Source organism: Mobilitalea sibirica, assembly GCF_015999265.1.
Lineage (GTDB): Bacteria > Bacillota > Clostridia > Lachnospirales > Lachnospiraceae > Mobilitalea > Mobilitalea sibirica.
The window spans coordinates 80,889-96,102 of record NZ_JAEAGR010000007.1; the positions used below are offsets into that span (position 1 = coordinate 80,889).

A 15,214-nucleotide genomic window follows, 5' to 3' on the forward strand; every position below is an offset into this window, starting at 1 on the left:
TAAATGAATAATTAGGGTTGTATAGTTTCATGAATGAGAACTTTACAACCCCCTATTAATTCATATTTAAATTATAATGAAAAATTACTCAGTTTCAACACCGTTTGCGCCATCTATAAAGGACTGCCATTTTTGTTGAAGAGCTTCAATACCTTCAGCCGGAGTAACTGCTCCAGCGGCAACATCGAAGAAAAGATCTCCGTGATCTATACCATCAATCAATCTGATTAAATCGAGTGTTCCGTGCTTAGGATCATAGAATAAAGGTAATGTCTCATCAACGGCTCTACCATCTCTGAATGATGCATAATAATTGGTTCTCCAATCCACATCTTCATAGCCCGGTGTAGTTTCTGTAAATAGATTATAAGCAAAAGCTATATTTTCTGCGTCTTCTTTCTCAAGACTTACAGGCATAACTACGATATTTTCATTAAATACCGTCATCATTTCGCCCTTAGGTCCTTTCGGGAATATAACAAAGCCCCAATCATCTTGCATATCGGCCCAAGTGCCAACCTTATATTGTTCAGCCGCCTGCATCGCAACCTTACCCTCTTTAAATGCAGCTATAAACCAGTCCCAGTTAGCTCCCTCAGGTTCCGGCATATGAGTTCCATTATCAAAAAAGCTTCTGGCCCATTGTACGGCTTCTATAAAATTAGCTTCATTTGTTGCATTGTAGAATTTACCACTGTCATCTTTACCGATAAATTTTGCGTTATTGGAGAATACTGCACCTTTAAAGAATTCGACAGAAAAGCTTGCAGTTCCGTATACATCCGGTGTACCATCGTTATTGATATCTCTTGTTAACTGCTCGGCCATCTCTTCAAAAGCCTCCCAGGTCCATTCTCCACTTGCCTGTAAATCATATGGAAGTTCCGGATCAATACCAGCTTCTTCAAATAGTCTCTTATTCCAGAATACACCTAATCTAGGTTCCATTCTGCCGGTAGCCATTCCATAGGTATCATCACCAAGCTTCATCATTTCAAGAACTTGTTGGTTCCATTTTTCATCGGTAAAATCAAAATTCTCTAAAGTATTCAAAGGATAAAGCAATCCTTGTGAAAGTGGTGCTGAAACAAACTGTGTATCCATTATAAAGATATCTGCCGCAGGGTCTCCGGACATCGTAGATGTAACCATAATTTCTTGATATTCACCCCATGTACCAAGATTAACAGTTTTAATATTAAAATTATGTTTCTTCATAATTTCATTTCTATATGCGAGGGTATCTTCTTCCTGCTGAGTTGCCGGCGGTGCAGGTGGATCCTGTTCCCACCAGTTTCCAATCGTTATCTCCATTCCGCCTAAATCTTTTGCAGGTTCTTGAGTTGGTTCCGGTGTGGTTTCTGTTTCTGTTTCTTCAACAGGTGCTTGAGTAATCACAGCATCCTTATCTGTGACAATATCGGTACTTTCTTTTGATCCACATCCTGTAAGTAAGGAAAAAGTCATAGATGAAGCCAGTATAAGCCCCAATAGTTTTTTTACACTCAGTTTCATATAAATCCTCCTCTTATATATTTTCCACTATACGAATTATAAGAACTTAATAATCAATATAAGTCACTTTAAGTTGTAATAATTCGTAAATAGTTACAAATAAATTATAAAACTTGTACGGTCATCTATACAACTTGTTTTTCCAGTGATATAATAAAATTTACCAAGACTTGAATTTATGCTAATATACAATGTAAAAACAATGAGGAAACAAGGAGATGAAGGTATGAGTTCTAATAATACTCAGTTGAAATATTCTAAAATCATTGAAGAAATCAAAAATGATATTTTATCAGGTAAAATAAAAGTTGGCGATAAGATCACTTCTGAAAACAAATTATGTGAACAACATAAGGTTAGCCGTCATACGGTCCGCAAAGCTATATCAGATTTAGTAAACAAAGGATACCTTACCAGTATTCATGGAAAAGGAACCTATTATACGAAAAATATACATAGCGAAGCCCCTTCTCATAACATCGGTGTGATCACGACATACATTTCTGATTATATATTTCCCCATGTAATTAAAGGAATTGATCATGTATTATCAAAAAATGGTTATAGCATAATCCTAAAGAATACGGGAAACAGTCAGAGAATGGAGGAAAAATGTCTGGAGGATATGTTGAATAAGAATATAGACGGCATCATAATCGAGCCCAGTAAAAGTGATGTATTAAATCGTAATATTTATCTGTATGAGAAACTTGATGAATATAATATTCCATATGTATTTATCCATGGACTTTACCAACACTTTTCTGATAAACCCTATGTATTGTTGGATGAGATCCAAGGTTCTTACAATGCGACAAAACACTTACTGGATATCGGAAAGAAAAATCTTATTGGTATCTTTAAGATTGATGATTATCAAGGAAAAGAAAGGCATAAAGGCTATACTAAGGCCTTAAGGGAAGCCGGTATTCCTTATGATCCGGACCGAATTATTATGTTCCACACAGAAGATCGAAAAACAAAGCCCTCGCTGATGATAAGGGAATTTATTAACAATAAAACACCAATCGATGGCATCTTATGCTATAATGATCAGATTGCCCACTCAGTATATCAGGAGTTGATTTCATTGGGTATCAACGTTCCCGAACAAATCGCTATCGTAGGATACGATAATTCATTTATCGCAGAAAACAATCGTGTGCCTCTAACTTCTGTAAATCATCCAAAAGAAGAATTAGGTAAGATGGCGGCCAAACTTCTTCTGGATATTATCCATGCAAAAGCGGATAAGGATCAACTTCAAAAAATCATAGCACCGGAACTAATTCTTCGGGAATCCACGAAACTATGAAAGAGAGATATTTAATACTCAAGCTAAATTTAAGATAAACTTTGATCGTTGTTGCACATGCAAAAAAGTGGTGAAAATTCACCACTTTTTTACTGTATTGCCTAGAGGAGTTAAAAATGAAAAATTGATAATTACCAGAAGTTGTATTACAAGAATATTATGTTTGAATCCATACCCTCATTTCACCTTCCCCACGATTAGCCCAGGTATAATAAGGTATCCATTGGATTGTTATATTATCATAAATCGGTTTCTTATATTCGTTATATAATAAATTGAGATTATCATCAGATATTATTCTTCGTCTACCTGCTGTAGTAATGACTGCGATATCCTCTCCCATCTTTTCTACAAAATGAACTTCTGTTTTTGGCTCATCTGACAGTTCAAGCAAATGAAGATCTTTTCCATTATCTGCTTCTTCCATACAATATACAAGAGGACCTCTCATAACAGCCACTTTACCTATATTTTCTCTTACATGAGGATTAGCTTCAAGGAATTTCACTTTCATCGGAAATTCTATTTCGATCAACTCACCATCTACCCAGCATTTTTTAATATATAGATATCCGTCCTTCACATACTTTTCTGCTTTTTGTGCACCAATCAGCTTATAATCTTCACACCAATCAGGAATTCTTAATGCAATCGTAAAGTATGCATCGGATTTCGTTTTCACTTCGACTGAAACCTTACCATTCCACGGAAAACTGGAATAGATATTAATGTTAAATTCACTGCTTTCAAAAATTTTGGTTATTTGACTACCCATATATAGGTGAACAAACAGTGTATCGTTTGTTTCTGTATAGGCATAGGACCCAATGGAACATAATAATCTGGCTATATTGGGAGGACAGCAAGCGCAGCCAAACCACTTTTGCCTAACCGGCTTCACATGGGACTTTCGCTCATCCTTATGACATGCCTCCGGTAACACCTCAAGAGGATTCACATAGAAAAAGCTTTTACCGTCCAAGGACATACCACTCAAAATACCGTTATATAGGGCTCTCTCCATAACATTCGCATATTTTGAATCGGGCTTTATCTCAAGCATTCTCCTTGCAAAGAACATCAAACCAATGGATGCACAAGTTTCAGCATAGGCCGTATCATTCGGAAGATCATAGTTAAAAGAAAATGCTTCTCCTATGTGAGTTCCACCGATACCTCCCGTAATATAGAGCTTCTTATCCACTATATTATTCCATAGCTTCTCGCAGGCATCATAAAGTATTTCATCCTTTGTAATACGGGCGATGTCAGCCATACCGGAATACAAATAAACTGCTCGGACTGCATGTCCCACTGCTTCCTCTTGTTCTCTGACCGGCAGATGTGCCTGATGATAGTGATACCGTAGGGAGGTATCTCCCTCCGTCATCTCTTTTTTCTTTTCAATATCGAAGTAATAGGGTCTCTTCCCCCTTTCATCAATAAAATATTTACTAAGTTTAAGATACTTATCCTCTGATGTCTGTTCATATAAGCGAACCAATGCCATCTCGGCAATTTCATGTCCCGGATACCCCTTAAGCTTACCCTCCTCCGGTCCAATCCTTGAGGTAATGTAATCTGCGTATCTTTGAGCAGCTTTTAATAACTTATCCTTACCGGTTGCCTGATAATAAGCGACCGCTCCTTCTGCAAGATGTCCGAAACAGTATAATTCATGATAACTACATAGATCAGTAAAGATATGTTCTGGGTTATTGATAATATAATAAGTATCCAGATAACCATCCGGTTGTTGCGCCGCACATACAATATCAATTGCCTGGTCTGCCAACTGCTCCAATTGCGGATCAGGATATTGAATCAGAGAATAGCCTACTGCCTCAATCCATTTATAAAAATCACTGTCCTGAAACACAAAACCGTAGAAACGATCCTCCAAATGATCCATATCCTCCGGCATCGGTACAAAAACATCTGTAGGATAGGTATTTGCTATATAATCCTTACCTTTCTCTGATTTTTTTCCAAGGATTTTACCGGCAACTTTAAAATTATGCATACAAAAGCTGGGATTTGCCCCTTCGATTTGATCATTAAGAGCTTTCCACTGGTATGGTATCACTTCATTTCTAATTAGCTCCAATTCCTTTTTCCAAAAATAATCTATTATTTTAACATTTTTTAATGATAAGGGTCTGCTGTTTTCTATTTGATTCATTCTAATCCTCCTATTAACAACAGCAAGCAGCATTTTCTTGTGTTATCTAATAAATTTAAATGTTTTTCGATTATGATATCTGATATATAAATTGTTCAAAGTCAGCGATACCGCCTGTTTCTTCTGTAGAAAATAAGAATAATCCTACACGGCAACCCACGAAATGATCTAATCTAAAGTGTAGCTTATGAGTAATACCCAGTTTATACCACTTCTCATTCTTCTGATAATAAAAATAAGCTTCATCAACATTCTGCATGAAATTAGCACGGACCTTCAGCGTAACCTTAGTATTATTGATCGATATTCTTTCGTATTCTCTGCCTGGCTTTCTATCTCCTTCGGGTTCTCCCCAGATACTTTCCTCCGGATTTAACTCCTTTGCAATCATCACCAGCTCATATTTTCCTGCATTCCTTGTAAGGGCTATCAAACCATAACAGCCCTGCAAAGCACAGATTCCGGCATAATCTCCATCCTTTAATCCACTTCCATCCACAGTTACCGTAGCTTCACAAGTAGGCCCTATCATCCTTTGCGTCAGGGTATTAGAAGCTTGTACAACATTCGGGCTTAGTTTACCGGAATGTAGTCGCAAAGCACCTGGTTTTTGAATCACTGACCATAAATCATGATTTGGCGTATGATTCCATTGCCATACCTTCTTTAAGTTGATATGTCCCTGCTCATCCGCTACATAATGAAAATCATCACTATCTACCAAGGCTTCATATCTATAATCCGGTCTTGTATTACTAATCTCAAGCCTATGAGGTACTTTTCCCTCTACTCCGAATACCGGAAAATCATCTTTCCATTTTACCGGAACCAGTACCGGGATTCGACCTATGGCACCGTGGTCTTGGAAGAGCATAGCATACCAAAGCCCTTCCGGTGTATCAACAATTCCTCCTTGGGCTACACCGGCATTATAATAATTCATATCATCATCCAGTATATCTCTTCCTTTAAAATCCCCTTCCAAGGAATCTGACACAAAACATGCCTCTACTCTTCTTTTAGAGCCTTTTGCCAACCAGTGGATTAAGAATACATAGTATTTTCCATTTATTTTATATATATGGGCTCCTTCATAGCCTAAAGTTACATCTTCTTCATCCTTTATTATAATTCTATCTAATCCACAAGACATCGGTCCGGTTAAATCTGCCTTTAGCTCAGTAAGATGAATTTGTGTATTGCCATATACAATATAGACTTTCCCATCATCGTCAAAAAGTAAGGAACAGTCATGATAAAAGCCTTCAATATATTGCTTTTTCCATGGCCCCATAATATCATCTGCCTGATATAAATAGGTCTTTTTCGTATCGTTTGCTACAAAACACACATAATAAGTGCCTTTATGATAACGAAGGGATGCTGCCCACATACCTTTTCCATAGATATTTTGATCTTCCTCAAGCCTTTGTCCAGAGGTATCATCCAGTACATCATACACATAGGTAGCGATTTCCCAGTGTATCAAATCATATGAGCGTAAAATAATACCACCCGGCATAAAATGCATCGTTGTGCTTATCATGTAGTAAGTATCATCAACACGAATTACATCGGGATCCGGAAAGTCCGCCCATATGATTGGATTATTATCTCTCATAATAACTTCAGCCTTCCTTAATAATACATTTCAAAACCTTGACATGATCATTGTTTTATAATATTTCACGTCTTTATGTAATCTATCTTGTATTAACAATCCTTCTTGAATAAAATCATAACGTTGATAAATTGGATTTGCATCGATTAAGGTTAGTGTTATTTTTTCAATTTCTATCCTCTCAGACCAATCAATTAGAGTTTTTAGAAACTGCTTTTCAATATATCTGGAATAACCTATTATTACTATGAAAAATACCAATTCTTTATTTCATAATTTTCTCCATAGAAGATAAATATAAGGTCATGCTCACCTGTTACTTTTGTTAGCAGTTCTGTTGTATATTCCTGAAATCCATCATTATCTTCCGCTTCAATCTTTACATATCCAACCACCGGTCCGGTCAGATTATCAAGACGGATTTGAATCGCACCAGACTTAAACTTAGAAGGTTTAATATTGACTTTAAAACGTGTCGCACCCTCATTCCCAAAATCCGCACCATAAACAGCTATCCAATCACCGGTATGAGGCTCGGTTACAATCATATTACCTGTACCGCTATTCTCACCATTCTCTTCTAAAAGAGAGGTCTTAATGCCACCCATGGTTCCTATAGTTACAGCTTCTGTTTGCTTAAAAGGATTAAGGCTTTGCACCTGCTTAACACCCTTTTCAGTCGCTGTGATTGGTTCAATTGAGCCGTCTTTCTTTACAGTGACAGGATCAATATGGGTACAACGGTATCCGCTTGATATTCCAAGCCGTTTCTCCAGTATCTGAGTGTGATATGCTATATAAAATTGGCCTTTAAATTCAAACATACAATGATGATTATTACCATAGCACCCGAAGAATTCTCCAGGATTTCGTAAAATTGATCCCCGAAATGTAAAAGGTCCCATCGGATTGCTGCTTGTCATATATATGATCTCACCATTTTTGAATCCCAACGTTTTTGTAGCTTCCTCATCCACGTTAAAGTTAGAGCAATAGGTATAATAATAGGTGTTGCCAATCTTATTAATTCCAGAATCCTCAAAAAGATAAGGGATATCCACCATACTTACAGGCTCCCCTGCTAAACTTATCATGTCATCCCCTAGCTTAACAACCCGACCGGTGCCTGGATTCGCATGCTTCCCTTCCGGAACTCCGCCACCGACATATAAATAGCCTGTTCCATCATCATCTACGAATACAGCCGGATCAAATAACCAGGTTACATCCGCACAGTTTGGCGTTGATCTTGACACCAGAGCATGTCCCAAGGGATCAACAAACGGTCCGATTGGACTATCTGAGGTTAGCACTCCGATGCCATTCCCTCCATTAGCAAAATAGATAAAAAATCTATCTTTTCCTTCTATGTTTTTATAAGCAACGGCAGGTGCCCAGGAATTATTACCCCATTTCGCTGCACCTTCTTTGCCCGCTGCTTTAATTGCACCGTGATCCGTCCAGTTAACCAGATCTGCTGAAGAGATTACATTTAATGTATTTATCTTACTATAGGTGTTATTCGTACACTTACCTTCTTCATCATATTCAATGATATCACCGGTCATATAAATATAAACCCTGTCATTATAAACAATTGCATAAGGGTCTGCGCCCAAACGCTGTGTTATAAGTGGATTTTTATCTCCTAATTCTTTTATTGTTTCTGTCAGTTTAATTTCATTAAATATAGCCTCTATCTCTTTCTTTAATTCATTGGATTTTTGTATAATAGACATATTTAACCTCATTTCTCCGATTACACGGTCCTACTAAAATAAACCTATCCAATTATATTTTACAACTTGTACGCACATGAAAACAACTTGTTTTTTATAATATAAATATAGCTGACTTTATATTAATCATCCTCATATAGGCAAATAATACAATGTGAGAATAGATTATATAACATAAGTGCTTTTGTCTCTACACATATAAATAAGGAGTTATTTCATATATAAAAGATTTAATTAATACGGATATGACTTCTGTAGTTCCTTCTTAATTTAATCAGTTATTATGAAACAACTCCTTTTACCATCCAATTACCAGTTTATTTACATCTGTGCATTAAACAGATTCTTAATCTTATAGATGACATCATCTGAATCCGCATTGATACTGGAGGCCTCATTGATATTCGATATCGTCTGCAAAGCATCAATATTCGCATTGTATCCAATGGTATAGATCGGAATACCGCTTTCACTGATTACGGGTTCTACATAATCAAGCGAATTTCCTTCATTGGTTTCCCCATCACTGAGTAAAAATAACATTACTTTTGCCTGAGGATTCGCTTCTTTCGCCTCTAATAACATATTAATTCCAATCGTAACACCATCATAAGTAGCGGTGCCTCCGACTGCCCGTAGGTCTTCGACAGCCCCTTGAAAATAAGCTCTTTGATTAAGATCAAACTTTCTAATCGGAACTTCTATGGTTACATCCGAACTGTAGCTTACTAAACCCACATAATTATTATCGTTAATATATTGTGCTCCATTAATTAGACTCTTCTTCAACTGGTTAATCGGATCCCCATCCATACTTCCGCTTACATCAGCAACAAACACGGCTATAATCTCTTTACCACCGTCTTTATTCTCTTTCCATAACTGTAGTGCCTGTAATACAGTTCCACCCATAGTATCATATTTCTCATTTTGATAGCTGTTAAGTCCGTTAAAACCATAATCGGAAGCTAAATCCTGATTGTCCTCATTTAAGCAATATTCCTTGAACATATCTAATACTGCTTTTTTATCCTCATTCAATGTGCCAACTTCATATAAGGGATTATCATGTCTAATTCCAAAGGGAACAAATTCATATTTTGATAATTCGCCGTCATTTACATAGGTCTGATATTCCATTACCATACCGTCCAATTTACCGGAGGCTGCACTTTCTCTCATCTGCATCGTGGTATACGCTACATAAGGAACATTATTCTGAAACTCAGTAAACCCCTCTTTGGCTTTCTCACTTAACAGATTGGCCGAATCACTATAATATAGTGTATTTAGTAGAAAGTTAAGCCCTGTAGAACTGGCAAGGGGGTTGGTATAGCCCATAACCATTTCGTTCTTTTTTACCGCTTCTAACACAGCCTGCATATCAGCCTTACCGTAATTAGTCTCCAGCTTATCCTTAGTACTCTTATTTACAAGAATGCCTGCTACATTACCCACCAGTCTTTCTGATACAAGCGTTACTTCACCGCCCTGGGCATTAATTAAGTTACCCCACAAAGCTGATGAGGGTGAGAATGCGTCGGGTAAATGCTTATTCGCTATGATATAATCGGCTCCAAGACCCGAAGCAATGTTTCGAACTGATACTGAGATTGTCTTACCGTCAATGTTATACCCTTGTGAATTGAATTTCTCTGCTACTTCGACAATCCATCCATCCATTCCCTTACCTGACTTTTCCGGACTGGCAAATATCTCTATATCAATGTCTCCATCACCCTCAACTACTAGAGGATATTTATCAATATTCGGTAATTCATCATAAAGTGATGTTGGAGTTAATTCAATGGAAGCTTTTCTTGGATCATTCGTATTGATCTGTATTTTATTGGTAAGATACTCTATTTTTTCATTCAGATTTTTGCTGTTATAGGCTTCTAAATCTTTATCCTTAAGTTTAGTTCCCCCTGAACTTAGCACTGTTACAATGATTAATACCAGTGCAAAAACAATTGCTATTCCTGCAACAAATTTAATTATATTTTGCTTACTCAATTTATAAACCCTCCTCCTCATATTTGCTTGCCAGTTCTTCTATCTCATTCTCTTGGTCCGTACGAAGACTTTTCATGGCATTAACAACATCTCTTAGCTTGCTGATATCTGTATCCTCATTAATCTCTCCCATTCGTGAGGTTTCGGTTATTAATGTTTCGTATTCCGTTAAAACATCATTAATCTTATGTATCTGTTCCTCAATATAAGAAATGTGCTGTTTTATATTATCCGGAAGCCCTTCATCATCGAATATTTTTACCCTGTTAACAATTCTTTCAACATTGATGATTAGTGCATCTTCCACGGTCTCTACCAGTTCACCTAACGCACTGGCGTCAACTTCATTTTCATCCATATCGGCTACTTGAAACAACACGTTCTTACGTCTATTAAATCGATCCACCTGCTTGTTCACCATATCGATACATTGATTAAGACGGGCATTCCTATAATTTTTCTGATATTCTTCCAAGGTATAATTTAGTCGATCTAACTCGGTGACCTTAGCCTCCTGCGTTATCTCCTGTACTGTAACACCGAAGATGGTTTTATACAAAAACATTATTGCTAATAATAATACTAGGAATACCGATACGATCATCACGGTTTTTCCCACATTCCCAGCTTGGACTTTTTTAAAAATTATAATAGCTATGGGAACCGTTAAGGCAGCACTGACTCCTGTCATCCAATATAATGTGAAATTTTTTTTACCTTTCATCCTCATAATATCCTCCATGATGACGAATTTAATAATTTAATTGTAATATAGTACGGTTGATTATAAATTAAATTCGGCTAAAAATACGTTAAGAATTATCTTAAGATACATTAAATACCTACTGAAGAATTGCAAAGATATTAACTGTTAACCTTTTCCATTCATTATTATAACATCGATTGCATAAAAATAGCTACCATATATTTCATTTTAATGTAAAATGAATACAGGTAGCTATTATATATCTTCTTTTTTTATTAACTTGAATATTAAACGAATCCTGATAACGTATTATTATTGCTTCAAACTCCCTTTGTTATCTAATCGCTAGCTTTTCAATGCAGTTTTTTAACCTCACATATATTTTTGCTTAGTTTTAAGATGAAACCCTAGGTTATTTTAATAAACTATCCGCTTTAATATCTTCTGCACTCCATGGAATCACAGCAAAATTACCTTTGGTATGGGTATCCACTTTGTTAATCCATGTTATCTCATTTCTTGCTTTAGCAGCTAACAGCTGATTGGTGGTTTTGCTTTGATAAAAGGAGGCATTGATAATCCACCATTTTACTGCTATCTGTGCACGTTTTAAGTCTTCCTCCAGACGCATTGCCTCATATACAGGTGTTGCCTCAGCTAGACTGACAATAATTACTTCTGTTTCCTTTGGATTACGAAGTCTTGGAAGTAGCTTTCTGACTGCTTCCGGTATAACCCCTTGCGTTCTTTCTACCTCTTTATGATAACTCTGGGTGGAATCCAGTAATAAAAGTGTATGACCGGTAGGGGCAGTATCGATGACAACAATCTGGTCCTCTGCCCTTTCTACCACCTCAGCAAAGGCTCTGAAAACAGCTATCTCCTGTGTACAGGGTGACTTTAAATCTTCCTCTATATAAGCTAAGTCCTCCTCAGACATGGTTTCTCTGGCCTTGGAAAGAATCTCCTCCTGGTACTTTCTAAGCTCCTTTTTTTCATCAATATGACTCATAGTAATACTGGTGGTTTCATCAACAACGTATTTTAAGTGGGCAGCCGGATCTGTTGTAGTAAGATGTACCTTTTTACCCTGTTTTGCCAGGCCCAACGCAATAGAAGCTGCTATGGTTGTTTTACCGACTCCTCCCTTACCCATCGTAAATATTACTTTTTTCTCAGTTACTAAAAGATCGTTAATTACATTCTTTAATTCGGGAATGGATGAGGTATGAAGCGTTTCTGTTTGTATATCATAGGTATCCTTTGTTAGTAGTGCTCTAACATTTTCTAATCCGGTTATGTTATAGGCTCTTAGAGGAACAACATATATAACGATATCCTTCAGACCCTCAGGCATCGTACGAATCGCTTTTTGTTGTTTCTTATAAAGGCTTTCCGAGATCTTATCGTCATAGGAAGATAATACACCATTTAATAGCATTACTTGGTTCTTAACTCCGATATCCGAAAGCTCCTTCGATGCTCTCATAGCTTCTTTAAGCGGTGTTTCTTCGGGTCTTGAAACTAATACCAATGTAGTAAGCGTGGAATCGGATAAGGTTTTTACCGCATTTTTATATATTTCTTTTTTATCTTCAAGTCCTGAAAGCTGTCCTAAGCAGGAGGCTCCATGGGTATTTTCACTGATAAAATTACTCCAGGCAGAAGGTAACTGTAACATTCTAAGAGTATGACCGGTAGGCGCGGTATCAAAAATAATATGATCATAATCCTTTTGAATAGCTTTATCCGTAATAAACTTAGAAAATTCATTAAAAGCTGCGATTTCAACGGTACAGGATCCGGATAATTGCTCCTCCATATTGTTAAGTACAGCCTCAGGTAATAATCCTCTATAGGGGGCTATCACACTTTCCCGATACTCAGCCGCAGCCTCAATTGGATCTAAATTGGCCACCACCAGATTCGGAACCTCTTTGATGGGTGTTCCTTTATTCGTAAGCTCCATATCGAAGACATCCTGCAGATTCGAAGCCGGGTCGGTACTTATTAACAATACCTTTTTCCCATGATCCGCCAGTGTAACAGCGGTGGCGCAGGCTGTTGAAGTCTTACCAACACCACCTTTTCCGGTATAAAAGAGATATTTCGTTAATTCTATTTTCTGTGGATTAAATTCTGTCACTATTTAACATTCCTTTCTAAAAAAACCTTCGTAGAGCATGCTATATCATTCGATTTAATATTCCACTGTTTTATTTTATTTCACCGTTAAAAGGCTGATAATGTTATTAATAATTTTCTAGCAACAACCTCCGGAACAACAACTATCATCTGAACAACAGTTATCTTCTGTGCTACTGCTATTATCCGAACAGCAATCATCCTCTACACAGCAGTTATCTACGGCGCTACTGCTATTATCCGAACAGCAATCACCCTCTGTACAGCAGTTATCATCTGCGCTACTGCTATTATCTGAACAGCAATCACCCTCCGTACAGCAATTATCTTCTGTACAACAACCTTCTACACCGTCACTTGCAGCTGCTTTTTCTTCCCTTGATTGTTCTCCAACATAACTCATAGGTATATTTAACAATTCAATAAATTCTTCATTCCTTGGATATCTTCCGCTGATTACAATCTCCTCACCTAAAACAGTTATCGGTAATGCCTCCACCCCTTCGATTTTAATAAAATCATTAACTACCTTATTGGTAACAAACTCCTGAGGCGAATTTGACAAATTAAAACGATCCACTTTTACACCGTTTTTTTCCATCGTATTGAGAACAGTTGATATTCTTAAGAGTTCCGGATCCACACCTACACCGCATAATCCCGTGGAGCAACACATTGCCGGTTCAAATATCTGCATTTTTTTCATTTTAAACGCTCTCCTAACATATCTTATTTCTGTATTATTTGTGTTATTTGGTTTTTGTTTATATACATATTTGCTGCTTTTTGTTATGAAATATATTACCAGTTTCTATCGTGACATTTTAAGATATATTAATTTTATGTCATTTTATTTAATCCTTAGTGTTATTGGCATTAATATAGGTATTATAATGAATTTTTATAAATTCTAGTGTTCTGCTTTCGGAAACCAGTGTCTCGTATTGTTAGCAAACTTCACAAGCATTAGCATGACAGGTACCTCTACTAACACACCCACCGTGGTAGCCAGGGCCACGGGAGATTCCATGCCAAATAATGCAATAGCAACGGCAACCGCCAGTTCAAAGAAATTAGAAGCTCCGATCATCCCTGCCGGTGCTGCTATACCGTGATTTAACTTAAGTAGCTTTGCCGGTATATAGGCGACAAAGAAGATGAGGACGGTTTGGATAATTAACGGTATCGCTATTAGGATAATATGAAGAGGATTCCCCAATATTACTTCACCTTGGAAGGAGAATAACAGTATTAACATTAAAAGCAATCCAATGGTTGTAATGTTATCAAATTTGGGCAAAAACGAATTTTCAAAATATTCTAACCCTTTGCTTCTGGTCATCAATATTCTTGTTAATATACCCGCAGTTAACGGGATTACTACAAATAGTACAACGGATATAATTAATGTATCCCAAGGAACCGGTACATCGCTGACACCAAGTAAAAACTTAACGATAGGAATAAATGCTATCAAAATAATTAAATCATTGGTAGCTACCTGAACTACAGTATAAGCAGGATTCCCCTTGGTCAACTGACTCCATACGAATACCATGGCTGTACAAGGGGCAGCACCCAGTAATACTGCTCCGGCCAAATAATCTTTCGCAAGATCTGCAGGAATTAGGCCTTTAAAAATAATATAGAAAAATAGTGATGCTATTCCGTACATAGTAAAAGGTTTAATCAGCCAATTTGTAACCCAGGTAATATATAATCCCTTAGGGCTTTTACCGACATTCTTAATGCTTTGGAAGTCTACCTTCATCATCATCGGATAAATCATAACCCATATTAAGATCGCCGTAGGTATGGATACCTCGGCATATTCAAATCGATCAAAAAACTCCGGTATAAAAGGTAGAAACTTACCAATCAATACCCCAACAATCATACAGATTGCAACCCATAGGGTTAAATATTTTGAAAAGAAACCTATTGTGTTTGATTTTTCATTACTCATCTCATTCTC

The 15,214-nt window shown here is 36.9% G+C and carries 10 protein-coding genes; 1 reads left to right on the forward strand and 9 read right to left on the reverse strand.

What is annotated here, in order from left to right:
* Positions 1-84 precede the first annotated feature (84 nt).
* A complete protein-coding gene (locus tag I5677_RS08490; RefSeq protein ID WP_197661154.1) occupies positions 85-1,515 on the reverse strand; it encodes an ABC transporter substrate-binding protein in 1,431 nt (476 codons plus the stop codon).
* A gap of 226 nt (positions 1,516-1,741) precedes the next feature.
* Between I5677_RS08490 and I5677_RS08495 the strand changes: the two genes are divergently transcribed.
* On the forward strand, positions 1,742-2,830 hold the full coding sequence (locus tag I5677_RS08495) for a GntR family transcriptional regulator (RefSeq protein ID WP_197661155.1): 1,089 nt from the start codon (positions 1,742-1,744) through the stop codon (positions 2,828-2,830).
* A 157-nt stretch (positions 2,831-2,987) separates the two neighbouring features.
* On the opposite strand, the gene I5677_RS08500 is transcribed toward I5677_RS08495, so the two are convergent.
* The 8 genes from I5677_RS08500 to arsB all read right to left on the reverse strand — a co-directional run bounded on the left by I5677_RS08500 (position 2,988) and on the right by arsB (position 15,205).
* Positions 2,988-5,012, reverse strand: a complete 2,025-nt coding sequence (locus I5677_RS08500) for a glycoside hydrolase family 127 protein (RefSeq protein ID WP_197661156.1) — start codon at positions 5,010-5,012, stop codon at positions 2,988-2,990.
* Between the two features lie 70 nt (positions 5,013-5,082).
* On the reverse strand, positions 5,083-6,633 hold the full coding sequence (locus tag I5677_RS08505) for a glycoside hydrolase family 43 protein (RefSeq protein WP_197661157.1): 1,551 nt from the start codon (positions 6,631-6,633) through the stop codon (positions 5,083-5,085).
* A gap of 245 nt (positions 6,634-6,878) precedes the next feature.
* A complete protein-coding gene (locus I5677_RS08510) occupies positions 6,879-8,372 on the reverse strand; it encodes a glycoside hydrolase family 43 protein (protein WP_197661158.1) in 1,494 nt (497 codons plus the stop codon).
* Between the two features lie 321 nt (positions 8,373-8,693).
* The gene (locus I5677_RS08515) at positions 8,694-10,388 is read right to left on the reverse strand and encodes a vWA domain-containing protein (RefSeq protein WP_243456536.1); all 1,695 of its coding nucleotides are present in this window, start codon (positions 10,386-10,388) and stop codon (positions 8,694-8,696) included.
* Position 10,389: 1 nt separating this feature from the next.
* Positions 10,390-11,112 (reverse strand): hypothetical protein, encoded by a 723-nt coding sequence (locus I5677_RS08520; protein ID WP_197661160.1) that lies wholly within the window; start codon positions 11,110-11,112, stop codon positions 10,390-10,392.
* A gap of 394 nt (positions 11,113-11,506) precedes the next feature.
* Complete coding sequence (arsA, locus tag I5677_RS08525) at positions 11,507-13,240, reverse strand: arsenical pump-driving ATPase (RefSeq protein WP_197661161.1); 1,734 nt, start codon at positions 13,238-13,240, stop codon at positions 11,507-11,509.
* Between the two features lie 117 nt (positions 13,241-13,357).
* Positions 13,358-13,945 carry an arsenite efflux transporter metallochaperone ArsD gene (arsD, locus tag I5677_RS17340; RefSeq protein WP_197661162.1) on the reverse strand — a complete coding sequence of 196 codons (588 nt, stop codon included), beginning with the start codon at positions 13,943-13,945 and terminating at the stop codon, positions 13,358-13,360.
* A 204-nt stretch (positions 13,946-14,149) separates the two neighbouring features.
* Positions 14,150-15,205 carry an ACR3 family arsenite efflux transporter gene (gene arsB, locus I5677_RS08535; protein ID WP_197661163.1) on the reverse strand — a complete coding sequence of 352 codons (1,056 nt, stop codon included), beginning with the start codon at positions 15,203-15,205 and terminating at the stop codon, positions 14,150-14,152.
* Positions 15,206-15,214: the final 9 nt, after the last annotated feature.

What these genes read in the sequence shown, in the direction of transcription:
- I5677_RS08490 (WP_197661154.1), bottom strand. Translation starts at nt 1,515, where the DNA reads ATGAAACTGAGTGTAAAAAAACTATTGGGGCTTATACTGGCTTCATCT.
- I5677_RS08495 (WP_197661155.1), top strand. Translation starts at nt 1,742, where the DNA reads ATGAGTTCTAATAATACTCAGTTGAAATATTCTAAAATCATTGAAGAA.
- I5677_RS08500 (WP_197661156.1), bottom strand. Translation starts at nt 5,012, where the DNA reads ATGAATCAAATAGAAAACAGCAGACCCTTATCATTAAAAAATGTTAAA.
- I5677_RS08505 (WP_197661157.1), bottom strand. Translation starts at nt 6,633, where the DNA reads ATGAGAGATAATAATCCAATCATATGGGCGGACTTTCCGGATCCCGAT.
- I5677_RS08510 (WP_197661158.1), bottom strand. Translation starts at nt 8,372, where the DNA reads ATGTCTATTATACAAAAATCCAATGAATTAAAGAAAGAGATAGAGGCT.
- I5677_RS08520 (WP_197661160.1), bottom strand. Translation starts at nt 11,112, where the DNA reads ATGAAAGGTAAAAAAAATTTCACATTATATTGGATGACAGGAGTCAGT.
- arsD (WP_197661162.1), bottom strand. Translation starts at nt 13,945, where the DNA reads ATGAAAAAAATGCAGATATTTGAACCGGCAATGTGTTGCTCCACGGGA.
- arsB (WP_197661163.1), bottom strand. Translation starts at nt 15,205, where the DNA reads ATGAGTAATGAAAAATCAAACACAATAGGTTTCTTTTCAAAATATTTA.